Consider the following 22,740-nt stretch of genomic DNA (forward strand, 5'->3'; position numbering starts at 1 on the left):
TGATCTGCGCGGCCTAGGCTGTGCGCATGGCGAAGCGTGATGAGGTCGAGTCCTGGCTCACCGACATGGACGGCGTGCTCGTGCACGAGAACCACGCGTTGCCCGGCGCGGCCGCGCTGCTGCAGCACTGGGAGGACACCGGCACCCCGTACCTCGTGCTCACGAACAACTCGATCTTCACCGCGCGAGACCTGTCGGCGCGCCTGCGCGCGTCGGGGCTCAACGTTCCTGAAGATCGCATCTGGACCTCGGCGCTCGCCACGGCCGACTTCCTCCACCAGCAACTGCCGGGCGGCACCGCGTTCGTCATCGGCGAGGCCGGCATCCTCACCGCGCTGCACGACGCGGGCTTCGTGATGACCGAGACGAACCCCGACTTCGTCGTCGTCGGAGAGACCCGCAACTACTCGTTCGAGGCGATCACGAAGGCGATCCGCCTCATCGGCAACGGCGCCCGGTTCATCGTCACCAACCCGGATGCCACGGGCCCGTCCGCCGAGGGCCCGCTGCCCGCCACGGGCGCCATCGCCGCGCTCATCACCAAGGCGACCGGGCGGGAGCCGTACGTGGTCGGCAAGCCGAACCCGATGATGTTCCGCTCGGCGCTGAACAAGATCGGTGCGCACTCCGAGAACACGGCGATGATCGGCGACCGCATGGACACCGACATCGTCGCGGGCATCGAGGCCGGGCTGCACACGATCCTCGTGATGACCGGCATCAGCGACCAGGCCGAGATCGAGAAGTACCCGTTCCGGCCCGACGAGATCCTCACGGGAGTGGCCGAGCTCGTGCCGGCCGAGCCGGTCGAGGTCGAGCTCTAGCCGCCGCCGTCAGGGGCGCAGTTCGAGCTCCCGGTCGGCGTCCCACGGTTCGGTCCACCCGAGGCGGTCGAACATCGCGTCGAGCACGAGCCCCGTGAAGCCCCACACCAGCCGCTCCGCCCCGCCCGCCGTGACGGTGAAGCCGGGCCCGCGCCACTCGCGGTCGTCGCGACGGATGACGGTGGTGCACCGGTTCGCCCGGTCGAGCAGGTCGGCGACGGGGGTGCGGAAGACCGCGGACGACTCGGCCCGGTCGACGGGCGCGACGGGCGTCGGCGCCGCCCACCACCCGAGCACCGGCGTCACCACGTGGCGGGAGTACGCGAGCGGGATCTCGCCGAGCGTGCCGAGCACCTCCACGCCCGCCGGGTCGAGCCCGGTCTCCTCCCGCGCCTCCCGGAGCGCGGCGGCGACCGGGCCGGCCTCGCCGTCGTCGACGCGGCCGCCGGGGAAGGCGATCTGGCCCGCGTGCGAGCGGAGCGTGGTCGCGCGCGCGAGCAGGAGCACGTCGAGGTCGCGCGAGACCGCGCGCGCCTGCGCCTCGTGGTCGCTCGGCAGGTGGTCGAGCACGCCGAACAGCACGAGCACCGCGGCGGGCCGCGCGTCGTCGCCGACGGGCTCGCGCACGGCCTGCCAGAGGTCGTGCACGGCCGGGTCGTCGACGAGCGCCGCGAGCTGCGCCCGCGCCGATGCGGAAGCGTCGTCGCGTGAGGTCACCCGTCGAGGGTAGCCCGCGCGGCCGTGATCCCCGATGCCGCGGCGCCTACGACCGGCCGCCCGGGCCGTCGGCGTCGCCCGGAGGATCCGAGCGGTCCGTCCCGTCGCGCTCGTCGGGCTCCTCCGGCCGCCACCGCTGCGACCACCGGCTCTCGTGCAGGAACACCTGCGTCACGATGACGAGCACGACGATGACCGCGCCGCCGACCCAGAACGTCCAGTCCACGACGGCTCCGCTCAGCCGAGCCGGCCGTAGGCCAGTTCGACGGCGGCCCAGAAGCGCTCGACGTCGAGCCCGACCGCCACGTTCGCATTCGGTTCGCGGGCGAGCATGCCGTCGAGGTCGACGCTCGTCGCCCCGACGGTCTCGGACCCGACGAGCTCCACGTCCAGCCGGGTGTGCACGACCTCGACCGCGTCCGGGTCGGCGAGCACGGCCACCGCCACCGGGTCGTGCAGCGGACCGTCGGGCATGCCGAACACCTCGTCGTTGGTGCGGCAGAAGAACTCGAGCAGCTCGTCGCCGAACGCGGCGGTGCGGTTGCCCACCGCCGCCAGCCGTTCCCGCACGCGGGTGGTCACGAGCGCGCGGTGCGTCACGTTCAGCCCGACCATCGTGAAGCGGATGCCGCTGCCGAGCACCCGGTCGAGCGCCTCCGGGTCGACCCAGGCGTTGAACTCGGCGTACGGCGTGACGTTGCCGCGCTCGGTGGAGCCGCCCATCCACACGATCTCGCGCACCCGGTCCGCGAGGTCCGGACGTTCGCGGAGGAAGATCGCGACGTTCGTGATCGGCCCCGTCGCGATGATGGCGACCGGCTCGGATGCCGCCTCCAGCGTGTCGGCGATGAGCTCCGTCGCACTCCGCGGATCGAGCGGCACGCGGGTCGGGGACGTGTCGGGGTCGGGAAGCTCGGGCCCCCCGAGCCCGTTCTCGCCGTGGATCCACTCGGCCGTCGACAGCTCGCGAGCGAGCGGCCCGCTCGCGCCCGCGGCGACGGGCACGTCGCCCACCCCGGCCACGGCGAGCGCGACGCGGGCGTTCCGGCTCGTGTGCTCGAGCGGCACGTTGCCACCGACGGTGGTCACCGCGACGAGGTCGAGCGCCGGGTGGCCCGCCGCGAGCCACAGCGCCATGACGTCGTCGTGGCCCGGGTCGCAGTCGACGATCACGGGAATGGTCACACGGCCTCCGTCCGGTCGGCGAGCGCGAGCACGTCGTCGCGGCCCGCATAGGAATCCACGGTGCCCCGCCCCTGGACGGCGAGCGCGCCCGCGGCGACGGCGGCGCGCACCGCGTCGGGCAGGGCGCGTCCCTCGGCCAGCATCGCGGCGAGCATGCCGGTCGCGGCATCCCCCGCCCCGGTCGTGTCGACCGCGGCGACGCGCGGCGCCGCCACGCTCCACGAGCCGGTCGCATCGGCGGCCACGGCGCCGCGGTCGCCGAGCGTCACCACGATCGAGCGGGCCAGGGCACCGACGACGGATGCCGCGGCATCCCGCCACGTCTCGGCCGACGCGTCATCGGCGAGCCCCTCGCCCAGGCCGAGCGTGCGCGCCTCGTGGACGTTCACGACCAGCGGATCGGCGACCGCGAGGGCCGACCGCGAGACGGCAACCGGCGGGGCGAGGTTGAGCACGAAGCGGACGCCCGCGGCGTCGCTCGCCGCCGCGATCGCCTCGATGGAGCGCACCGGGAGCTCACCCTGCGTGAGCACGAGTGCGGCGCCGTCGAGCCGAGCCGCCTCCGACCGCACCGCGTCGGCGTCGAACGACGCGTTGGCGCCGGCCGTGACGATGATGGTGTTCTCGCCCGACTCGGCGACGGTGATCTGCGCGATGCCCGTCGGTTCGCCGGGCACGACCCCCACGGCGTCCGTCGGCAGCCCGAACCGAGCGAACGCGGCGCGAGCCACCTCGGCGTTCGCGTCGTCGCCGAGCCGGGCCACGAGCTCCACGCCGGCCCCGGCGAGGTGCGCCGCGACCGCCTGGTTCGCCCCCTTGCCTCCGAGCGCCACCCGGAAGTCCCGGGAATGCACGGTCTCGCCGGGGCGCGGGAAGTCCGCGACGTAGCTCGTCGCGTCGACGTTCACCGAGCCGAACACGACGACGGCGCCGTGCCGGCCCCCGCCACCAGCGGGACCCGCCTCGGCCACGTCAGCCCTGCTGCCCGGCCGTGCCCTGCACGTCGGCGGTGATCGGCGAACCGCCGCGGCGGGTGACGAAGCAGTAGAAGTCGCGCTCGCCCGCGGCCCACTGCTCCTCGGTCACCGGGTAGGACCCCTCGACCTGCAGGTCGCCGGCCATCGCCGCCATATCGGGGTCGATGACGTTCTCGGCACCGCAGAGGGCCGCGACCTGTGCCTCGACCTCCGCCTCACCGGGGAAGGGCGCCGCCTCGTCGGTGGAGACCTCGCCGCGGAGCACCAGCTGGGCGGCGTGCGGCGTCGCGCAGTCGATCACCGTGAACTCCTCGGCCCACGGACCCTCGAACGGCTCGAGGCACTCGCCGCCGAAGAGCTCGTTCCAGGCGTACGTACCCGGCGGCTGCATGGCCGTGGGTTCCGTCGCCCCGCCGGCTCCGCCGTCGGCGGTCTCATCTCCTCCGCCTCGGAGCAGCTGGGCGCCGAACGCGATACCCGCGACCACGAGGAGCACGGCGGCGAGGCCGCCCGCGATCCACGCGAGGAGCTTCACCGGCGAACGCCCGCCCCGGTCGTCGTCGTCGTCCCGCGTCCGCGGTGCCGCCGGGCCGCCCCGACCGCCGCGGTCACCGCGGGCGTACCGGTCGTCATCGCGGCCGTACCGGTCGTACCGATCGTCATCGCGGCCGTACCGGTCATCGCGCGCGTAGGCGCCGTACTGGTCGTCTCGGGCGTATCGGTCGTCGCGGGCGTCGTACGGGTCGACGTCGCGATCGCGCTGTGCCGCAGCACCACCGACGAGGGGGGTCGGCGCCGTGGCGCCGAAGCCGGCACCGCCGAACAGCGAGGCGAGGCCGTCGTCATCGCTCTCGTCGTCGACGGCGTCCCGGTCGTGCGGGCCGTCGTACGCGAATCCGCGGGCGCGGTCGTCCCGGGGGTCGCGGCGGTCGTCGCGGTCGTACGGCGCATCCGCCCACTCGTCGCGGGGGTCCCGGTACTCGCGATCGTCCCGGTACTCGAGGTCGTCCCGGTACTCGCGATCGTCCCGGTGGTCGCGATCGCCGTACTCGGCCTCACGCGGGTCGGAGGGCACGTCCGCGTCATCCGCGATGCCGTCGTCGGGGATGGGATCCCACTGGTCGACCGCGGGGTACGGCTCAGGGGAACGGTCGTCGTCTCCGGAGCGCGCATCCCGGTCGTCGCGCGACCGTCCGGCCGGTGCGGCGTCGGAGTCGGAGTCGGACGCCCCGCGTCGGCGGGGACCCGGCCGGTCGTCCTCGACCGGGGCCTTGGGATCGGGCGCCGTCGGGTCGGGGGTGAGGTTCCAGAAGTAGCCGGCCTGCGCCATCTCGCGCGCCATGGGCGAGCCGTCCTGCTCGTCGTACGCGGGCTGCTCGGAGCGGGGCTCGTCGTACCGAGCCTCCCGGTCGTACTCCTGCCGGCCCCAGCCGTCCCGGTCGGAGCCCTGGTGATCACGGTCCTGCTGGTCCCAGCCCTGCCGGTCGTACGCCGGCTCGTCCGGAACCCGCTCGCCCGCGGCCCGCTGGTCATCCCAGCCCTGCTGGTCGTCGGCGTGGTCGTCGTACGCGTGCTCGCCCGGGGTCCGCTGGTCCCAACCCTGCTGGGCATACGCCTGCTCGTCCTGAACCGGCTCGGCGGCGGCCCGCTGGTCCCAGCCCTGCTGGTCGTACGCCCGCGTGTCGGAACCCTGCTGGTCGTAGGCCCGCGTGTCGGAACCCTGCTGGTCGTAGCCCTGCTGGTCGTAGCCCTGCTGGTCATAGCCCGGCTGGGCGTAGCCCTGCTGGTCGTACGCCTGCTGGTCCCAGCCCTGCGGCTCGTGCGCCCGCGGGTCGTACCCCGGCTGGTCGAACTCGTGGTCGTCGTACTGGCCCGACGCGTCGGCGTAGGCCTGCTCGTCGGAGTAGCCCCGGCCATCGTCGGATGCGGGAACCCGGTCGTCGCGCGTGGCCGCACCGGCGGCCGCCGGGTCCTCGTTGAGCGCCGACCAGAGCTGGTCGTCGAAATCGGTCCGGGCCGCGGGGAAGGCGGTGCCCGCGGGCGGGGTCACCGGGGTGAAGGACTGCCGGGCGACCGGAGGCGGCGTGAACCCCGCGAACGGGGAGTCGGCCGATCCCGGCACGTCGCGCGGGTCGAGCGGAGGCTCGTCGCGGTGCGGCTCGACCGGGCGCCGGTCGTCGCGGGGTCGCTGCGGCGGCGGCTCCGCGGGGTCCGAGAGCTGGCGGAACGCCGCACGGAGACCGTCCTCGGTCTCGATGGGCTGCTCGCCCCAGGTCAGGGCGAAGTTCGCCGGCGGGGTGACCGGGCCGGGCGGCGGTGCCTGCGGGCCGCCGAAGGCCGGCGGCACGGGCGCCCCGCCCACGGGCGGCTCGACCGACGTGAGCCGGTCGTCGGGCCGCTGCGGGTCGCGCGGCGTCGCCGGAGGTCGGCGGTCGTCCCAGCCGGGAGGCTGGTTCCACGCCGGGGCCTGCGGCTCCCACGTCGGAGCGGGCGCCTGCCGCGGCGGCTCCGCGCGCGGCGGAAGCGGCTCGCCCACGACGGGAAGCTCCCGCGTCGCGGCATCCGTCTCGGACTGGGCGTCGGCGAGCGAGAACCAGTCGAGCGACTCCTCGCTGCGGCGGCGGGGTCGCTCCATGGGCGGCGGGGAGACCGGCTCGGCCGGCTGCTGGGGCGGTGCGACGGGCGGCTGGGGAGCCTGGCGGCCCTCGAGGTCGGGGCGACGGCCGCTGCCCAGCTGGCTGAGCAGCCAGTCGGCGTCGTTCATGTCGTCCGAGTCGTGGCGTCCGTCGCGTCGGTTCATGACAGTCCCAGATCCTTCAATCCGATGGCCGCGAGGTAGGGAACCCCCGCGGCTTCGATGACCTCGCGTGCGCCCGTGTCGCGGTCGACGACGACCGCGACCGCGGCGACCTCCGCGCCCACGGCGCGCAGGGCCTCGATCGCCTTGAGCGGCGAGCCCCCGGTGGTCGAGGTGTCCTCGAGCACGATGACCCGCTTGCCGGCGACATCCGGCCCCTCGACCTGCTTGCCGCGGCCGTGGTCCTTCGGTTCCTTGCGCACGACGAAGGCGTCGTAGGCGAGCCCGCGGGCCGCACCCTGGTGCAGGACCGCGGTGGCGATCGGGTCGGCTCCCATCGTCATGCCGCCGACGGCGGCGACCTCCGGAACCTCGGCGATGAGGTCGAGCATGACCTGCCCGATCAGCGGCGCCACGCGGTGGTCGAGGCTCACCTTGCGGAGGTCGACGTAGTACGTGGCCTTCTTGCCGCTGGTGAGCGTGAAGTCGCCGTGGAACACCGCCTCGCTCGAGATGAACTCGATGAGCTGTCGGCGGGCCTCGGCGGACTGGGGGTTCCGGGAAGTCACCCGAATACTCTACGTCGTGGTCCCTGAGTGCCGCGGGGTCGGATTCTCGGGGCTCGTGGGCCGCCGGGCACGGGCGGACGGCCCGGTTGCGGCATCCGTTCAGCGACCGTCGCGGTGCTCGCCCTCCCGGCGCTCCTCGTCGCGCCGCCGTGAGGAACGGGTCGTCGTGGCCTCCGCGATGCGCGAGAGCACGGGCTCGTCGGACGGCGCGAGCACCGTGGGCAGGTCGATGTGGAACTCGGAGAGCTCCTGCGCGCTGCGTCGCATGAACCGGTAGAGCGCCGAGCCGATGAGCACGCCCAGCGAGATCGACATGACCGTGACGAACGCGGCCGAGAAGTCGGCGATGCCGGCGGAGGCGGCGACCGCGCCCTCCGTGACGCCGATCACGCCCGACGCCCCGGGCACGAGCACCCAGAAGGCCGGGAGGAAGATCATCTGCGACGGCACGCCGCCGCGGCGCAGGTCCTCGATCCACAGCACGAACGGCGTGACGACGAGCGCGCCGATGAGCCCGCTCACCGCCGAGCCGAAGGCCAGGGCGCCGAGCTGCTGCGCCCCGTACGCCACCACGAGCGCGAGGAGCACCCAGCCGTAGCTGCGACCGGGGGCGGCGAAGTGGAGGTAGTTGCCGAGGCCGTACAGGGCGAGGCCGATGCCGGCGACCCACCACGGCAGCGTCGTGGACGCGTCGAGCGGGAGGTAGTCCTCGTTGCCGACGCCCACCACCGTGCCGGCCGTCAGGATGCCGAACGCGAGCAGGCCGAGCTGGACGAGGCCCGCGCCCAGCCGCGACGTCCCGGCGACCATCTGCCCGGCCGCGAGCTCGCGCACGCCCGTGGTGAGGAGGGCGCCGGGCAGGAAGGTGGCCAGTGGCGCGATGAGCACGCGCAGCGGGTCGCCGAGCTCGACGTACGGCGCGAGGAGGAAGACGATGAGCGCGCACACGAAGGACGCGACGATGGGCAGGACGAGCGTCAGCGTCTGCGAGCGCACGAGCTTCGCCACGCCGATGAGCGCGCCCAGGACGAAGCCGACGACCGCGGCCTGCCAGCTCGGAGCGAGGAGCAGCGCGAGCCCGGCGGTGAGCATGGCGTGGCCGAGGGTCCGCATGAACCAGTGCCGGGTGGGCGGCATCGCGCCGATCTCGTTGAGGCGACGGATGCCGTCGCCGGGCGAGATCGCCGCCTCGCGGGCCTCGCGCAGCAGCCGACCCATCTCGGCGATCTGGTCGAAGCGGAACGTCGCCTGCACCGACTTCAGCGCCACGCGTGCGGTGTCGCCGCGGCCCGTCTGCACGAACGCGATCGTGGGCAGCACGACCAGGTCGACGTCGTCGAGGCCGTAGGCACGCGCGATCTGCACGACGTCGGCGCGGATCCGGTCCACCGACTCCTGGGAGGCCGTCATGCCCTCGGCGAGACCGAGCAGGAAGGTGCGCAGGACGGCCGGGTCGTCGACGGGCGCCCGGTGGGCGTCGCCCTCGGCGTCGGGGCGTTCGGGTGGGGTGGGGGTGATGGGCATCCGCTCGCTCCGTCAGTCGCTCGGGCCCGGGTCGCGTGGGGTGACCCGAGCTGCTCGGGTGTCGTCACGCTATCGGCGGTGCACGCGGATGTCGAGGGCGGCCGCAGACGAACGAAGGGCCGCCCCGCGGGGTGTCCCTCCCCCGCGCGGCGGCCCTGCATCGGAGCCCGGGGGCTCCGCGGTCGCGCGACTCAGACGGTGCGCGCGAACGTCTCGCGCGGCTGACGACGGTATCCGTCGCGAGCGGTCACGAGGACCGAGCCGACGACGCCGGCGATCGAGGCGCTGATGAGGAGGACGGTGAGGCTGAACACGGCGGTTCCTTTCGAGAGATCGTTGGAATGTCGGGCGACTGGGTGCGCCCTTGCACGTGTCCGACCCCTCAATTGTGACGGAGTAAACCGTTCAGCACAATCTTACGAAACTACACGGACGATGTAGCATTGCTACATGGATGTACGCCGTCTCGACCTCCTCCGCGAGCTCGCCGAGCGCGGCAGCGTGACCGCCGTCGCCGAGGCCACCGGCCGCACCCCGTCGGCGGTCTCCCAGCAGCTCAAGGTGCTCGAACGCGAGGCGGGCATGCCGCTGACCGAGCGGGTCGGTCGCGGCGTCGTGCTCACCAGCGCCGGCCAGGCGCTCGCCCGCTCCGCGACGGAGGTCGCGATCGCCCTCGAGCGCGCGTCGGCGTTGTGGGACGAGTTCCGCAACCACCCGAGCGGCGAGGTGACGCTCCTCACGTTCCCGACGGTCGGCGCCACCCTCCTCCCCCAGGTGCTCACCGACCTCCGCGCCGTGACCGGGCTCGTGGTGCGCGCCACCGACCTCGACCCCGAACTGGCCGAGTTCCCCGACCTCGCCAACGAGTACGACATCGTGCTCGCCCACACCATGCCGGGCGAGCTGCCGTGGGGCGGCCGCGGCCTGCGCGCCCTGCCGCTGCTCACCGAGCCGCTCGACGTCGGCCTCCCCGCCGGGCACCGGCTCGCCAACCGCGCGCTCGTGACGCCCGCCGACGTGGTCGGCGAGACCTGGCTCGGGGTGCCGAGCGGGTACCCGTTCGAGCGGATCCTCCACGCGATCGAGCAGGCGACCACCGGCCGCATCGAGATCAGCCAGCGGTTCAGCGACATGCGCATCGTCGAGGCGTTCATCCAGGCCGGCCACGGCATCGCGCTCGTCCCCCGCTACACCTCGGGGGCGCTGCCTGAGGGCATCGTGCTGAAGCCGCTCCGTGGCGTGGCATCCGTTCGCCAGATCTTCGCCCTGGTGCGGCCGGATGTCGCGGAGCGCCTCGCCGTGCGGACCGTGCTCGAGGTCATCGTCGACCGAGCGGCACGGCTCGAGCAGGCGTACGGCCACCCGTCCCGCGGCACCCCCGCGGAGCCTGCGGGCGAGGCGTCCGCGGCCACCTAGGCGCTCACACCGACAGGCGCAGCCCCTCGCTCACGACGACCCGCGCGTGCGCGTTCGCGGCTCGGAGCGCCCCGCCCTCGGCGTGGTACTCGAACAGGCTCAGGCCCGCCCGATCGGCGAAGGCCACCCCGCCCGCCGTGTACGTGCCCGAGGTGAAGAACAGGGCGCGGCGGCCGTCGTGGGCGGCGACGCCGGCGAGCTCACGCACCTGCGCCACCGGCACCGCCGTGCGCTCGGCGAGGTTCTTGACCTGTGCGATCCAGTGCGCGCTGACCACGTCGACGCCGCCGTCGGCCGTGAACCGGGTCACCTCGGCGTCGAACGCCCCGAGGTGGCGCATCCAGTCGGCGACGAGCTGCTCGGCGCCTCGGTGCGACACCCCGTAGGGCTGCGGCGCCGGCCGCGGCCACGCCACCGCGAGCGGGAACGCCGGCTCGGCTCGGCCCGGACGCTGCGCCTCGAGCAGGCCCACGCGGGCGGCCAGCTCGGCGACGGCGCGCGCGAGCGATGCCGCACGGTCGTCGTGCGACTCGCGCAGCCAGCGCTGCACCACGGCGACGAGCACCGCGGCGACCACGAGCAGCACCGCGAACGCCGCCGGCCCGGCCGCGAGCGGCCAGGGGAACCCGGGCCGGTCGACGAGCGAGGACGCGGCGCCGCACGCGACCGCCCATGCTCCGGCGTACCCGACCCACCACCACCATGTCACCGGTCGCGGTGGCCCGGCCTCGGCGACGATGCGCGGCGCCGCGACGGCCGCTGCCCTCGCGACCGTCTCGCTCGCCGCGGCGGCCGGGAGGCCGAGCGGGACGCGCGCGCCGAGCCGCCGCCCGAGTTCGACCGCGGCGTGGTGGAGGGGCTCGGTCAGCACGCACGCATACTACGAGCGGCATACGACACCGGTCGCGTAGCATCCGAGGATGCCCGACGACGTGATCCTGTTCGACGTGCGCGACGGCCTCGCGCACGTGACGCTCAATCGCCCCGCCCGGCTCAACGCGGTCGACCCGGCGGCGATCGCCCGGTGGCAGGACCTCGCGCACGAGATCGCCGACCGCGACGACATCGGCGCCGTGCTGTTCGACGCGAACGGGCGCGCGTTCTGCGCCGGCGGCGACGTGCTCGCGATGTCCGCGCTCGCGAGCGACGGCGACGAGCCCGCGGGCGAGGTCGTGCGGCGGCTCGCCGACCGCATCCACGACGGCCACCGCATCCTGCGCGAGAGCACCAAGCCGATCGTGGCGGCGGTGCAGGGCCCGGTCGCCGGCGGCGGACTCGGCTTCATGCTCGTCGCCGACGTCGTGATCGCCTCCGACCGGGCGACCTTCGCGAGCCGGTACGCCGACATCGGGCTCACGCCCGACTGCGGCGTGAGCACCCTCCTCCCCGAGGCCGTCGGCGTGCGGCGCGCGCTCGAGCTCACGCTCACGTCGCGCACGCTGACCGCCGCCGAAGCGCTCGACTGGGGGCTCGTCGCGGAGGTCGTCGCACCCGACGCGCTGGACGCGCGGGCCCGCGCCGTGGCATCCGCCTGGCTCGCCGGACCCACGAGCGCGTTCGGCCAGACGAAGCGCCTCATGCACTCGGGCCTCGGCCGGCCCTTCCAGGAGGCGCTCGACGACGAGGCGAGGACCATCGGCGCATCGATCGAGACGCCGTACGCCCGTCGCGCCGTCGCGGAGTTCGCCCGGTCGGCCTCGTCGCGCTGAACGCCCACGTGCGGCGCGACCCCGTCAACCCGATGCCGATCGCGGTGCCGCTCGGCAGAATGGGCCCATGGCAGACGACGACCTCCAGTCCCTGACCGATGAGATCGGCCGGCTCGCACGCGACCGGTCCATCTCGGTCGCCGCGGCCGAATCGCTCACGTCCGGGGCCATCGCGAGCGCCTTCGGGCGCGGCGAGCAGGCGTCGGCGTGGTTCGCGGGCGGCGTGGTCGCCTACGACGAGCGCGTCAAGCGCGAGGTGCTCGGCGTCACCGCCGAGTCGGTGCTCACGCCGCAGTGCGCGCGCGAGCTCGCCGCGGGCGCCGCACGGCTCCTCGGCGCCGACGTGGCCGTGGCGGTCACGGGCGTCGGCGGGCCCGAACCCGAGGAGGACCTGGACCCGGGCACCGTGTTCGCCGCGATCTGCGTCGGCGAGACCGTGACGGATGCCGCGTGGCGCTTCGACGGCGACCCGTCGGCCGTCGTCGAGCAGACCGTGCTCGCCGCGCTCCGCCTCGTGCGCGACACCCTCGCCTGAGCGAGGGCGCCGCGCCGCCGAGCCTCAGTCGTGCTGCGGGAAGCCCAGGTTCAGGCCGCCGTGGCTCGGGTCGAGCCACCGGCTCGTGATCGCCTTCTCCTGCGTGAAGAAGTCGAAGCCGCGCGGGCCGTACGCCTTCGCGTCGCCGAACAGCGAGTCCTTCCAGCCGCCGAACGAGTGGTACGCGACGGGCACCGGGATCGGCACGTTGATGCCGACCATGCCGACCGTCACCTCGCGCTGGAAGCGCCGTGCGGCACCCCCGTCGTTGGTGAAGATCGCCGTGCCGTTGCCGTACCGCGACGAGTTGATGAGGTCGAGCCCCTCCTCGTAGCCGTCGACCCGCACGACCGACAGCACCGGCCCGAAGATCTCGTCGCGGTAGACCGCCGACGACGTGGGCACCCGGTCGATGAGCGTCGGTCCCATCCAGAACCCGTCGGGTTCGCCGTCGACGTCCGGGTCGCGTCCGTCGACGACGACCGAGGCGCCGTCGGATGCCGCCACGTCGAGGTAGCCGGCGACCTTGTCGCGGTGCTCGCGCGTGATGAGGGGCCCCATGTCGCAGCCTCGCGTGCCGTCGCCGGTGCGCAGTCGCGACATCCGCTCGCTGATCTTCGCGACGAGCTCGTCGGCGATCGAGTCGACCGCGACGACCGCCGAGATGGCCATGCAGCGTTCGCCCGCCGAGCCGAAGCCCGCGTTGACGGCGGCGTCGGCGGCGAGGTCGAGGTCGGCGTCGGGCAGCACGAGCATGTGGTTCTTCGCGCCGCCGAGGGCCTGCACGCGCTTGCCGTTCGCCGTGGCGGTCGCGTAGATGTACTGCGCGATCGGCGTCGAGCCGACGAACGAGATCGAGCGCACCGCAGGGTGCTCGAGCAGCGCGTCGACCGCGACCTTGTCGCCGTGCACCACGTTGAGGACGCCGTCGGGCAGTCCGGCCTCCTGCATGAGGCGCGCGAGCCAGATCGACGCCGACGGGTCCTTCTCGCTGGGCTTCAGCACGACGGTGTTGCCCGCCGCGATCGCCAGCGGGAAGAACCACATGGGCACCATCGCCGGGAAGTTGAACGGGCTGATCACGCCGACCACGCCGAGCGGCTGGCGCAGCGTGTAGACGTCGATGCCCGTCGAGACGTTCTCGGAGTACTCGCCCTTCGTGTACGCGGGCATGGCGCAGGCGAGCTCGACGACCTCGAGCCCGCGGGAGATCTCGCCCGCCGCGTCGCCCAGCACCTTGCCGTGTTCGCTGGTGAGGATCGCCGCGAGCTCGTCGCTGCGGGCGTTCAGCAGCTCGCGGAACGCGAACATCACCTGCTGGCGCTTGGCGATCGATGTGTCGCGCCACATCGGGAACGCGCGCGCCGCGGCCTGCACCGCGGCATCCACGTCGGCCGTCGTCGCGAAGCGCACCCGCCGCTGCTCGACGCCGCGCGCCGGGTTGTAGACGGGTCCGGTGCGGTCGGATTCGCCGGGGACGGGCGCCCCGTCGATCCAGTGCTCGACGACCTCGGCGGTCGCGGTGCCCTCGGCGGTGGGGGCGGTTCGGGTGTCGGTCATGATGCTCTTCCTTCCGGTCGAGTGGTTCGGGTCGGTGAAGACGGCGACGGATGCCGCGGCATCCGCCTCACGGGGAGACGGTGCCGAGCACCTCGTCGTAGATGGCCGCCGCCTGGGCGACCTCGTCGGCGGTGACCACGCAGGGCGGCACCACGTGGATGCGGTTGTCGGCGATGAACGGCAGCAGGCCGCGTTCGACGAGCGCGCCCTTGATGCGGCCCATCTCGGCGGCCGGCAGCGGTTCGCGCGTCTCGGGGTCGGCGACGAGCTCCATCGCCCAGAACACGCCCTCCCCGCGCACCTCGCCGATGACGCGGTGCTTCTCGGCGAGCTCCGATAGGGCGGGCGCGATCGCCTCCGCGCCGACCTCGCGCGCATGGTCGACGATGCCCTCGGATTCCATGGCATCGATCGAGCCGACGATCGAGGCCATCGCGAGCGGGTGGCCCGAGTAGGTGAGCCCGCCCGGGAAGACGCGCTCGTCGAAGTCGGCGGCGATCTCGTCGGAGATGATGACGCCGCCCACGGGCACGTAGCCTGAGTTCACGCCCTTGGCGAAGGTGATGAGGTCGGGCGTCACGTCGTAGCCGTCGAACGCGAACCAGCGTCCGGTACGGCCGAAGCCCGCCATCACCTCGTCGACGATGAGCACGATGCCGTGCCGGTCGCAGAGCTCCCGGACGCCTGCGAGGTAGCCGGGCGGCGGGATGAGCACGCCAGCCGTGCCCGGGACGGTCTCGACGAGGATCGCCGCGATCGACGCCGGGCCCTCGGCCTCGACGACGCGCCGCAGGTGGTGCAGCGCGCGCTCCGACTCCTCCTCGGGCGTCGTCGCCCAGAACTCGGAGCGGTACAGGTACGGCCCGAAGAAGTGCACGTGGCCGCGCGCGAAGCGGTTGGGCACGCGGCGCCAGTCGCCGGTCGCGACGATCGCCGCGCCCGTGTTGCCGTGGTACGAGCGGTACGTCGACAGGACCGTGTCGCGACCGGTGTGCAGGCGCGCCATCCGGATCGCGTTCTCGTTGGCGTCGGCGCCGCCGTTGGTGAAGAAGACCTTGGAGTGCCGTTCGGGGGCGCGGGCGACGATGCGCTTGGCCGCCTCGCCGCGCGCGAGGTTCACGGCCGACGGGGCGACCGTGGCGAGCAGGCCCGCCTGCTCGGTGATGGCCTGCACCACCGCCGGATGCTGGTGGCCGATGTTGACGTTCACGAGCTGGCTCGAGAAGTCGAGGTACTCCTTGCCCGCGTGGTCCCACACGGTCGTGCCGCGTCCGCTCGCGATGACCAGCTGAGGCGGGCTGCCCTGCGCCGACCACGAGTGGAACACGTGCTCGGCGTCGAGTTCGCGTGCGAGCTGGTCGAGCCCTTCGGTGAGGTTGTCGGTCATGGCGTCGCTGCCTTTCGTGCGGTTCGGGTTCCGGTGGTCGAGTAGCGCCCGGCGGAGCCGGACGCGTACCGAGATCGCTGCACGGGTCTCGATACGGCGCTGCGCGCCCACTCGACCACCGGGTGGTGCTAGTTGCCGCCCTCGTTGAGGGTGACCTCGATGGGTTCGAAGGACTCGCCGGTCGTGTCGACCTCGTCGCCGAGCTCCTCGATGGCCCGTTCGATGTACTCGTTGGTCCACGCCGAGGCGGGCGGCTCCTCCGTGATCGGGCTCGCACCGGACTCGTTGACCGCCGACAGGGCGCCCTCGACCGTGCGGTTCCAGGCCTCCTCGTCGATCACGCCGATGCCGTTCTCGGCGGGCCAGATGAGCTTGTTGGTCTCGTTGACCATCCACAGCTCGTGGCTCGGGCCCCAGCCGGAGCCGGCCGCGATCGTGATCTCCGACGCCTCCTCGGGATTGTCGCGCGCGAAGGCCCAGCCCTTGATGACCGCCTTGAGGAAGGCGACCGTGGTCTCCTGGTACTCCTCGTCGCTCTCGAGGCGCTCGGTGTCGGCCCAGATCGCGTCCTGCAGCATGGCGCCCACGGTGTCCTCGTAGCTGATGACGTTGAAGTCCTCGGGCGTGTACAGCTCACCCGTGTCGGGGTCCACCGTCTCGAGCAGCTGCGCGTACTCGTTGTAGGTCATGGCCTGGGCCGCGTCGATGTCGCCCTGCAGGAACGCGTTCATGTTGAAGTCCTGCGTGATGATCTCGACGGTCGACGAGTCGAGGCCCTCCGCGGCCATGGCCGCGAAGATCTCCCACTCGTTGCCGAAGCCCCACGAGCCGATCTTCTTGCCCTCGAAGTCCGCCACCGACGAGATGTCGGAGTCGGCCCACGACACCTGCAGGGTGCCCGAGCGCTGGAAGATCTGCGCGATGTTGGTGAGGTTGGCGCCCTGCTCGATCGAGCCGAGCACCTTCGGCACCCACGCGATCGCGTAGTCGACGTCGCCGTTGGCGAGCGCGTCCTGCGGCACGATGTCGCCACCGGACGGGATGATCTCGACCTCGAGGCCCTCCTCCTCGAAGTAGCCGTTCTCGACGGCCGCGAAGTAGCCGGCGAACTGGCCCTGCGGCAGCCACTGGAGCTGGAGCTTGACGGGCGTGAGGTCGCCCTCGCCCCCGCCCGTGGCGCCGTTGCCGCCGCCGTCGCCCGAGTCGCCGCCCGCGCAGGCGGAGAGGAGCAGTGCCGCCGAGACGGCGAACGCTCCGGCCGCGAGTCCGCGGCGTGTGCTGTGCTTCATGTCGGTCCTTCCTGGTTCCCGGTGCGTGCGATGGTGCTGGTGGTGATGGTGGTGCCATCCCCTGCAGGGCAGGGACGCCTGCGCCTGACCGCGTGGTGGGCGGTGCGGGCGAGCGGATGCCGCGGGGCCGGCGCCGGGCGCGTCATCGCGCACCTCCGCCTGGGCCGCGGCGCAGCACGAGCCGTTCGAGGGCCAGCGTCGCGAGGTAGAAGACGAGGCCGAGCACGATCGAGGCGAGCACGTACGCCCACGCGCGCGCATAGGCGCTGGATGCCGCCGAGGTCGAGATCAGCGATCCCAGGCCGCCGCGCGGGCCGCCGAAGTACTCGGCGACGAGGGCCGAGATGACGGCGAGCGACGAGGCGATGCGGATGCCGGTGAGCACGAACGGCACCGCGGTCGGCAGCGTCAGCACGCGCATCACCTGCTGCGAGTTCGCGGCGTACGCCTTCATGAGGTCGCGGTGCACGGGCTGGGTCTGCCGGAATCCGCGCAGGGTGTTGATGAACACCGGCACGAACGAGGCGAGCGCGGCGATGGCCTGCCGGCCGAACTGGCTGTCCGCGCCGAACATCGAGTTCAGCACGGGCGCGAGGGCCACGATCGGCACCACGGCGAGCGCCGCGACGATCGGGGCGCTCATCCGGTCGACGACCTTCCAGCGCGCGGCGAGCGAGGCGAGGAGGATGCCGAGCAGGGAGCCGACGATGAGTCCGAGCAGGGCGTTGGTCCCGGTGATGAGGGTCGCGGCGAGGATCGACGGGAAGAACGCGACGAACTGCTCGATGATCGACGCCGGGCTCGGCAGCAGGTAGTCGGAGACGCCGACGACGCTGACGAGGAACTGCCAGGCGCCGAGCACGATGAGCCCGACCGCGATGGGCGCGACGACGCGCAGCGTCGCCTCGGTGCGGGGGCTCATGCGGGTCGGTCGCCCGGCGGTCGTCGCGCTCATCAGCGGGTCTCCACCCCACGCGGGCCGGATGACACGGGCGAGCCGCCGTGCAGCGCCTCGCGCACCGCGGTGACCATGTCGAAGAACGCGCGCTCCTCGCGGAGCTCCTCGGTGCGCGCGGCCCGCTCGGCCTCCGCGCCGAGCCGCATGGGCACGACCTGCTGGATGCGACCGGGCCGCGGCGACATGACGACGACCCGGTCGGAGAGGAACACGGCCTCGGGGATCGAGTGGGTGACGAACACGACGGCGGCGCCCGTCTCGGCGGAGATGCGCACGAGCTCGGTCTGCATCTTCTCGCGGGTCATCTCGTCGAGCGCGCCGAACGGCTCGTCCATGAGCAGGAGGCGCGGCTGCTCGGCGAGCGCGCGGGCGATCGCGACGCGCTGCTGCATGCCGCCGGAGAGCTGGTCGGGGTACCGGTCGGCGAAGTCCGACAGGCCGACCATGTCGAGCAGGTGCTCGACGCGGCTGCGTCGTTCCGCGGAGCCGACGCCGTGCAACTCGAGCGGCAGGGCGACGTTGGCCGCGACGGTGCGCCACGGCAGCAGGCCCGCCTGCTGGAACGCGATGCCGTAGTCCTGGTCGAGCCGGGCCTGGCGGGCGGTCTTGCCGAAGACGGTGAGCGTGCCGCCGGTGGGCTCGTCGAGGTCGGCGATGAGGCGCATGAGGGTGGACTTGCCGCATCCGCTCGGCCCGATGAGCGAGATGAACTCGCCCGGCGCGATGACGAGGTCGATGGCGTCGAGGGCGTGCACCTGGCCGGTGCGGGTCTCGAACACCTTGTCGACGCCGCGCACTTCGACGGCGGCCGTCGAGTCGGGCGTGGTGGGGGTGGCCTCCGTCATGCGGACTCCTCGGATCGTCGGTAGTTCTTCAGGATGGCGCCGAGCAGGGCGACCGAGCCCGCGGCGACGAGGCCGAGCACGATCGCGCCGAAGATCGGGCCCCACGCCTTGGCGGGGTCGCCGGAGGCCTGCCCGGCGAACTGGATGAGGATGCGGCCGATGCCGCCCTGCAGGCCCGTCGACACCTCGGCGACGACCGCGCCGATGACGGCGTTCGCCGCGCCGAGCCGGAGTGCCGGGAGCAGGTACGGCACGGCCGCGGGGAACCGGAGCTTGACGAGGGTCTGCCAGTAGCCGGCGGCGTAGGTCTGCATGAGCTCGGTGTGGATGCGGTCGGGCGACTGCAGGCCCTTCAGCGCGCCGACCGCGATCGGGAAGAACGCGAGGTAGCTGGCGATGAGCGCGACCGACATCCAGTCCTGCCACTCGAACGCGCCGATCTCGACGCGCGACCCCCAGCTCTTCACGACCGGCGCGAACGCGATGAGCGGCACGGTCTGGCTGAGCACGATCCAGGGCAGCAGGCCCCACTCGGCGATCCGCCACCGCTGCATGACGAGCGCGAGCCCGATGCCGACCACAACGCCCACGAGCCACCCGGCGGCGGCGATGCCGAGCGTGGTGAGCGCCGCGAGCAGCACGACGAGCCACAGCGGCTGCGCCGACGGCGAGCGCGTCACGGGCTCGGCGAGGCGGGCGATCATGTCCCAGACGTGGGGCATGGCGAGGTCGGTCGAGCGCGGCAGCACCCTGGTGCCCGCGATCACGACGCCGTCCGCCGGGGCGAGGAACTTGTAGCCCTCCCAGAGCAGGGCGAGGGCGAGGATGCCGACGAGGCCCCAGGCCCACGCGGCGGCGGTCCGGCCGGCGCGACGCGAGCGTCCGACGCGCCCGGCGCGCCCGGCCGAGCGGATGCCGCCGGGCACGCCTCCCGGGACGGCGTCCGCCGTCTCGCGCTCGCGCAGGTCGGTCATGACTTCGCCGCGACGTGCTCGGAGAGCGCCGGGATCACGGTCTCGCCGTAGACCCGCAGCGTCTCCTCCTTGTTGTCGTGCTGGAGGTACCCGGCGAACTGGTCGACGCCCAGTTCGGCGAGGGCCTTCAGCTTCTGGATGTGCTGGTCGGCCGACCCGAGCACGCAGAACCGCTCGACGATCTCGTCGGGCACGAAGTCGACGTGGTCGTTCTCGGCCTTGCCGTGCGTGTTGTAGTCGTACCCCTCCCGCCCGCGGATGTAGTCGGTGAGCGCGTCGGGCACCGTGCCGTGCGCCCCGTACTTCGCGACGATGTCGGCGACGTGGTTGCCCACCATCCCGCCGAACCACCGGCACTGGTCGCGCATGTGCCCCCAGTCGTCGCCGATGTACATCGGCGCGGCGACGCAGATCTTCACCGACATCGGGTCCCGCCCGACCTTCTCCGCGGCATCCCGGACGGTCTTGATCATCCACGCCGCGATGTCGAGGTCGGCCAGCTGCAGGATGAACCCGTCGCCGACCTCGCCCGCGACCCGCAGCGCCATCGGCCCGTAGGCGGCCACCCACACCTCGAGCTCGGAGCCCCTGCTCCACGGGAACCGGATGGTGGAGCCGTGGTACTCGACCGGCCGGGAGTTGCCGAGCTCGCGGATCACGTGGATCGACTCCCGCAGCTCCGTCATCGTCGTCGGCTTGCCGTTGGTCACGCGCACCGCCGAGTCGCCCCGGCCGATGCCGCAGACCGTGCGGTTGCCGAACATCTCGTTGAGGGTCGCGAAGACGGATGCCGTGACCGTCCAGTCGCGCGTCGCCGGGTTCGTCACGAACGGGCCGACCTTGATGCGCTGGGTCTGCGCGAGGATCTGGCTGTAGATGACGTAGGGCTCCTGCCAGAGGATGTGCGAGTCGAACGTCCACACGTGGCTGAAGCCGTGCACCTCGGCGAGCTTCGCGAGCTGGATCGTGCGCGATGCCGGGGGGTTGGTCTGCAGGACCGCTCCGAATTCCATCCGTGCTCCTTAGATGAGGTACTGGCTGAGGCCGCGCTTGAGGAAGCGCCCGTCGCCCTTGGCGCCGACGTACGTGTCGTCCTCGACGACGACCTTGCCGCGGCTCATGACCGTGTCGACCTTGCCGTCGATCTCGTAGCCCTCCCATGCGGAGTAGTCCATGTTCATGTGGTGGGTCTTCTCGAAGCCGATCGACGTGTGGCCGTTCGGGTCGTACACGACGATGTCGGCGTCGGCGCCGGGCTGGATGACGCCCTTCGTGCCGTACAGCCCGAACATGCGCGCCGGGGTCGTGCTCGTGAGCTCCACCCAGCGCTCGAGCGTGATCTCGCCCGTGACGACGCCCTGGTACATGAGGTCCATGCGGTGCTCGATCGAGCCGATGCCGTTGGGGATCTTGCGGAAGTCGCCCAGGCCGAGCTCCTTCTGGTCCTTCATGCAGAACGGGCAGTGGTCGGTCGAGACCATCTGCAGGTCGTTCGTGCGCAGCGCCTGCCACATCGAGTCCTGGTGGCCCTCGGCGCGGCTGCGGAGCGGCGTCGAGCACACCCACTTCGCGCCCTCGAACGCGCCCCACTCGTCGCTCTTCGCGCCGAGCTGGTCCTCCAGCGACAGGTAGAGGTACTGCGGGCAGGTCTCGCCGTAGACGTTCTGGCCGCGGTCGCGCGCCCAGGCCAGCTGCTCGACCGCCTGCTTCGCCGACACGTGCACCACGTAGAGCGGTGCGCCCGTCAGCTTCGCGAGCATGATCGCGCGGTGGGTCGCCTCCTCCTCCATCTCCCACGCTCGGGCGATGCCGTGGTAGTACGGGTCGGTCTTGCCCTGGTCGATGAGCTGCTGGGCGAGCACGTCGATCGCGGGCCCGTTCTCGGCGTGCATCATCGTCAGCAGCCCCGTGTCGCGCGACACCTGCATCGCCCGGAGGATCTGCGCGTCATCCGAGTAGAAGACGCCGGGGTAGGCCATGAACATCTTGAAGCTCGTGATGCCCTCGTCCGGCAGCTTCCGCATGGCCGCGAGCGACGCCTCGTTCACGTCGCCGACGATCTGGTGGAACCCGTAGTCGATCGCGCAGTTGCCGCCGGCCTTCTCGTGCCAGGCGGCGAGGCCGTCCTCGATGCGCTGGCCGTAGGTCTGCACCGCGAAGTCGATGATCGAGGTGGTGCCGCCGTGCGCGGCGGCCCGCGTGCCCGATTCGAAGGTGTCGGATGCCTCGGTGCCGCCGAACGGCAGTTGCATGTGCGTGTGCGCGTCGATGCCGCCGGGGATCACGTACTTGCCGGTGGCGTCGATGACCCGGTCGACGGATGCCGCGACATCCGTGCCCATGAGCTCGCTGCCGGGCTGCAGCACGGCGACGATGCGCTCGCCGTCGACGAGCACGTCGGCCTCGACGCGCCCGGTCGCGCTCACCACGGTGCCGCCGGAGATGAGGGTGGTCGTCATTGCTTCTCCTTGTTCCCGGTGGTCGAGTAGGCCGCCTGCGGCCGTATCGAGACCCGGTGACGCGATCTCGGTACGCTCGCTTCGCTCGCTACTCGATCACCGACTCGGTCGGGTTACGGCTTCGGGATGGCCTCGTAGGAGTCGGGGCGGCGGTCGCGGTAGAACTGCCACGTGTTGCGCACCTCGCGGATGAGGTCGAGGTCGAGGTCGCGGATGACGACCTCCTCGTGCTCCTCGGAGCCGTAGTCGCCGACGAGGTTGCCGCGCGGGTCGACGAACTGGCTCTTGCCGTAGAACGTCACCGCGAGGTCGCCGTACTCGTTGTCCTCCTTGCCGACGCGGTTGGGTGCGGCGACGAAGTAGCCGTTGGCGGCCGCGGCGGCGGGCTGCTCGATCTCCCAGAGGCGGTTGGAGAGCGCGGGCTTGGTGGCGTTGGGGTTGAAGACGATCTGCGCGCCGTTCAGGCCCAGCTCGCGCCATCCCTCGGGGAAGTGCCGGTCGTAGCAGATGTAGACGCCCACGGGGCCGACGGCGGTGTTGAACACCGGGTAGCCGAGGTTGCCGGGGCGGAAGTAGAACTTCTCCCAGAACTTCTCGAGGTTCGGGATGTGGTGCTTGCGGTACTTGCCGAGGATCTCGCCGTCGGCGTCGACGACCACCGCGGTGTTGTAGTACACGCCGGGCTGCTCCTCCTCGTAGATGGGGAGGATCATGACCATGCCGAGCTCCTTGGCGAGCTTCGCGAAGCGCTGCACGATCGGCCCGTCGGCCGGCTCGGCGTAGTCGTAGTACTTCACGTCTTCCGTGATGCCGAAGTACGGACCGTAGAACAGCTCCTGGAAGCAGATCACCTGGGCGCCCTGCTCCTTGGCCTGCCGGGCGAACTGCTCGTGCTTGTCGAGCATCGACTCCTTGTCGCCCGTCCAGGTCGTCTGGGTGATGGCCGCTCGAACGATCGTCATGTTGCCTCCTGAGTCGGTCGGCGCCGTTGCCGCCCGCTGGACAGGCCGTGGGA

General features: G+C 72.4%; 22 protein-coding genes. 4 read left to right on the plus strand and 18 right to left on the minus strand.

The window, feature by feature from the left end; genetic code table 11:
- The first annotated feature begins 26 nt into the window (after nt 1-26).
- Nucleotides 27-824 (plus strand): HAD-IIA family hydrolase, encoded by a 798-nt coding sequence (locus tag AVP42_RS09460; RefSeq protein ID WP_067948391.1) that lies wholly within the window; start codon nt 27-29, stop codon nt 822-824.
- 9 nt (nt 825-833) lie between these two features.
- On the opposite strand, the gene AVP42_RS09465 is transcribed toward AVP42_RS09460, so the two are convergent.
- The 8 genes from AVP42_RS09465 to AVP42_RS16985 all read right to left on the minus strand — a co-directional run bounded on the left by AVP42_RS09465 (nt 834) and on the right by AVP42_RS16985 (nt 8,907).
- On the minus strand, nt 834-1,541 hold the full coding sequence (locus tag AVP42_RS09465; protein ID WP_067948392.1) for a CoA pyrophosphatase: 708 nt from the start codon (nt 1,539-1,541) through the stop codon (nt 834-836).
- 46 nt (nt 1,542-1,587) lie between these two features.
- Nucleotides 1,588-1,767 carry a hypothetical protein gene (locus AVP42_RS09470; protein ID WP_067948394.1) on the minus strand — a complete coding sequence of 60 codons (180 nt, stop codon included), beginning with the start codon at nt 1,765-1,767 and terminating at the stop codon, nt 1,588-1,590.
- 11 nt (nt 1,768-1,778) lie between these two features.
- Nucleotides 1,779-2,726, minus strand: coding sequence for a nucleoside hydrolase (locus AVP42_RS09475; RefSeq protein WP_067948396.1), 948 nt, complete (start codon nt 2,724-2,726; stop codon nt 1,779-1,781).
- Nucleotides 2,723-3,697 carry a ribokinase gene (locus tag AVP42_RS09480; RefSeq protein WP_067948398.1) on the minus strand — a complete coding sequence of 325 codons (975 nt, stop codon included), beginning with the start codon at nt 3,695-3,697 and terminating at the stop codon, nt 2,723-2,725. Before AVP42_RS09480 ends, AVP42_RS09475 begins: the two co-directional genes overlap by 4 nt.
- Before the next feature lies 1 nt (nt 3,698).
- Nucleotides 3,699-6,503 carry a septum formation family protein gene (locus AVP42_RS17035; RefSeq protein WP_067948401.1) on the minus strand — a complete coding sequence of 935 codons (2,805 nt, stop codon included), beginning with the start codon at nt 6,501-6,503 and terminating at the stop codon, nt 3,699-3,701.
- On the minus strand, nt 6,500-7,069 hold the full coding sequence (gene pyrE / locus AVP42_RS09490) for an orotate phosphoribosyltransferase (protein WP_067948403.1): 570 nt from the start codon (nt 7,067-7,069) through the stop codon (nt 6,500-6,502). Before pyrE ends, AVP42_RS17035 begins: the two co-directional genes overlap by 4 nt.
- 99 nt (nt 7,070-7,168) lie before the next feature.
- Nucleotides 7,169-8,593 (minus strand): threonine/serine exporter ThrE family protein, encoded by a 1,425-nt coding sequence (locus AVP42_RS09495; protein WP_067948405.1) that lies wholly within the window; start codon nt 8,591-8,593, stop codon nt 7,169-7,171.
- Nucleotides 8,594-8,784: 191 nt separating this feature from the next.
- Entirely contained in the window at nt 8,785-8,907 is a 123-nt protein-coding gene (locus AVP42_RS16985; RefSeq protein ID WP_255361433.1) for a hypothetical protein, read from the minus strand.
- Nucleotides 8,908-9,043: 136 nt separating this feature from the next.
- On the opposite strand from AVP42_RS16985, the gene AVP42_RS09500 reads away from it, so the two are divergent.
- A complete protein-coding gene (locus tag AVP42_RS09500; RefSeq protein ID WP_067948406.1) occupies nt 9,044-10,009 on the plus strand; it encodes a LysR family transcriptional regulator in 966 nt (321 codons plus the stop codon).
- A gap of 4 nt (nt 10,010-10,013) precedes the next feature.
- Here AVP42_RS09500 and AVP42_RS09505 read toward each other — a convergent pair whose 3' ends face one another.
- Nucleotides 10,014-10,880 (minus strand): restriction endonuclease, encoded by an 867-nt coding sequence (locus AVP42_RS09505; RefSeq protein ID WP_067948408.1) that lies wholly within the window; start codon nt 10,878-10,880, stop codon nt 10,014-10,016.
- Nucleotides 10,881-10,929: 49 nt separating this feature from the next.
- Between AVP42_RS09505 and AVP42_RS09510 the strand changes: the two genes are divergently transcribed.
- Together AVP42_RS09510 and AVP42_RS09515 are read left to right on the plus strand one after the other, a co-directional pair.
- The gene (locus AVP42_RS09510) at nt 10,930-11,718 is read left to right on the plus strand and encodes an enoyl-CoA hydratase/isomerase family protein (protein WP_067948410.1); all 789 of its coding nucleotides are present in this window, start codon (nt 10,930-10,932) and stop codon (nt 11,716-11,718) included.
- Between the two features lie 67 nt (nt 11,719-11,785).
- The gene (locus AVP42_RS09515; protein WP_067948413.1) at nt 11,786-12,253 is read left to right on the plus strand and encodes a CinA family protein; all 468 of its coding nucleotides are present in this window, start codon (nt 11,786-11,788) and stop codon (nt 12,251-12,253) included.
- 24 nt (nt 12,254-12,277) lie between these two features.
- On the opposite strand, the gene AVP42_RS09520 is transcribed toward AVP42_RS09515, so the two are convergent.
- From AVP42_RS09520 to AVP42_RS09560, 9 genes are all read right to left on the minus strand, one after another.
- Nucleotides 12,278-13,813 (minus strand): CoA-acylating methylmalonate-semialdehyde dehydrogenase, encoded by a 1,536-nt coding sequence (locus AVP42_RS09520; RefSeq protein ID WP_067948415.1) that lies wholly within the window; start codon nt 13,811-13,813, stop codon nt 12,278-12,280.
- Nucleotides 13,814-13,880: 67 nt separating this feature from the next.
- On the minus strand, nt 13,881-15,200 hold the full coding sequence (locus tag AVP42_RS09525; protein ID WP_067948417.1) for an aspartate aminotransferase family protein: 1,320 nt from the start codon (nt 15,198-15,200) through the stop codon (nt 13,881-13,883).
- 128 nt (nt 15,201-15,328) lie between these two features.
- Nucleotides 15,329-16,489, minus strand: coding sequence for an ABC transporter substrate-binding protein (locus AVP42_RS09530; protein WP_067948419.1), 1,161 nt, complete (start codon nt 16,487-16,489; stop codon nt 15,329-15,331).
- A 142-nt stretch (nt 16,490-16,631) separates the two neighbouring features.
- Complete coding sequence (locus AVP42_RS09535) at nt 16,632-17,444, minus strand: ABC transporter permease (protein ID WP_067948421.1); 813 nt, start codon at nt 17,442-17,444, stop codon at nt 16,632-16,634.
- Nucleotides 17,444-18,292: an ABC transporter ATP-binding protein gene (locus tag AVP42_RS09540; RefSeq protein ID WP_067948423.1), complete on the minus strand. Its 849-nt coding sequence runs from the start codon at nt 18,290-18,292 to the stop codon at nt 17,444-17,446. Before AVP42_RS09540 ends, AVP42_RS09535 begins: the two co-directional genes overlap by 1 nt.
- Nucleotides 18,289-19,266: an ABC transporter permease gene (locus tag AVP42_RS09545; protein ID WP_082847137.1), complete on the minus strand. Its 978-nt coding sequence runs from the start codon at nt 19,264-19,266 to the stop codon at nt 18,289-18,291. Before AVP42_RS09545 ends, AVP42_RS09540 begins: the two co-directional genes overlap by 4 nt.
- Entirely contained in the window at nt 19,263-20,279 is a 1,017-nt protein-coding gene (locus AVP42_RS09550) for a TIGR03842 family LLM class F420-dependent oxidoreductase (RefSeq protein ID WP_067948425.1), read from the minus strand. Before AVP42_RS09550 ends, AVP42_RS09545 begins: the two co-directional genes overlap by 4 nt.
- Before the next feature lie 9 nt (nt 20,280-20,288).
- On the minus strand, nt 20,289-21,725 hold the full coding sequence (hydA, locus tag AVP42_RS09555; RefSeq protein ID WP_067948427.1) for a dihydropyrimidinase: 1,437 nt from the start codon (nt 21,723-21,725) through the stop codon (nt 20,289-20,291).
- A gap of 113 nt (nt 21,726-21,838) precedes the next feature.
- Nucleotides 21,839-22,687: a nitrilase-related carbon-nitrogen hydrolase gene (locus tag AVP42_RS09560; RefSeq protein ID WP_067948429.1), complete on the minus strand. Its 849-nt coding sequence runs from the start codon at nt 22,685-22,687 to the stop codon at nt 21,839-21,841.
- Nucleotides 22,688-22,740: the final 53 nt, after the last annotated feature.

This window comes from Agromyces sp. NDB4Y10, from assembly GCF_001620055.1.
Classification (GTDB): Bacteria; Actinomycetota; Actinomycetes; order Actinomycetales; family Microbacteriaceae; genus Agromyces; species Agromyces indicus.

Coding starts and splice junctions, on each gene's coding strand:
- AVP42_RS09460 (WP_067948391.1), top strand. CDS start 27: ATGGCGAAGCGTGATGAGGTCGAGTCCTGGCTCACCGACATGGACGGC.
- AVP42_RS17035 (WP_067948401.1), bottom strand. CDS start 6,503: ATGAACCGACGCGACGGACGCCACGACTCGGACGACATGAACGACGCC.
- AVP42_RS09495 (WP_067948405.1), bottom strand. CDS start 8,593: ATGCCCATCACCCCCACCCCACCCGAACGCCCCGACGCCGAGGGCGAC.
- AVP42_RS09500 (WP_067948406.1), top strand. CDS start 9,044: ATGGATGTACGCCGTCTCGACCTCCTCCGCGAGCTCGCCGAGCGCGGC.
- AVP42_RS09510 (WP_067948410.1), top strand. CDS start 10,930: ATGCCCGACGACGTGATCCTGTTCGACGTGCGCGACGGCCTCGCGCAC.
- AVP42_RS09515 (WP_067948413.1), top strand. CDS start 11,786: ATGGCAGACGACGACCTCCAGTCCCTGACCGATGAGATCGGCCGGCTC.
- AVP42_RS09520 (WP_067948415.1), bottom strand. CDS start 13,813: ATGACCGACACCCGAACCGCCCCCACCGCCGAGGGCACCGCGACCGCC.
- AVP42_RS09525 (WP_067948417.1), bottom strand. CDS start 15,200: ATGACCGACAACCTCACCGAAGGGCTCGACCAGCTCGCACGCGAACTC.
- AVP42_RS09530 (WP_067948419.1), bottom strand. CDS start 16,489: ATGAAGCACAGCACACGCCGCGGACTCGCGGCCGGAGCGTTCGCCGTC.
- AVP42_RS09535 (WP_067948421.1), bottom strand. CDS start 17,444: ATGAGCGCGACGACCGCCGGGCGACCGACCCGCATGAGCCCCCGCACC.
- AVP42_RS09540 (WP_067948423.1), bottom strand. CDS start 18,292: ATGACGGAGGCCACCCCCACCACGCCCGACTCGACGGCCGCCGTCGAA.
- AVP42_RS09545 (WP_082847137.1), bottom strand. CDS start 19,266: ATGACCGACCTGCGCGAGCGCGAGACGGCGGACGCCGTCCCGGGAGGC.
- AVP42_RS09550 (WP_067948425.1), bottom strand. CDS start 20,279: ATGGAATTCGGAGCGGTCCTGCAGACCAACCCCCCGGCATCGCGCACG.
- hydA (WP_067948427.1), bottom strand. CDS start 21,725: ATGACGACCACCCTCATCTCCGGCGGCACCGTGGTGAGCGCGACCGGG.
- AVP42_RS09560 (WP_067948429.1), bottom strand. CDS start 22,687: ATGACGATCGTTCGAGCGGCCATCACCCAGACGACCTGGACGGGCGAC.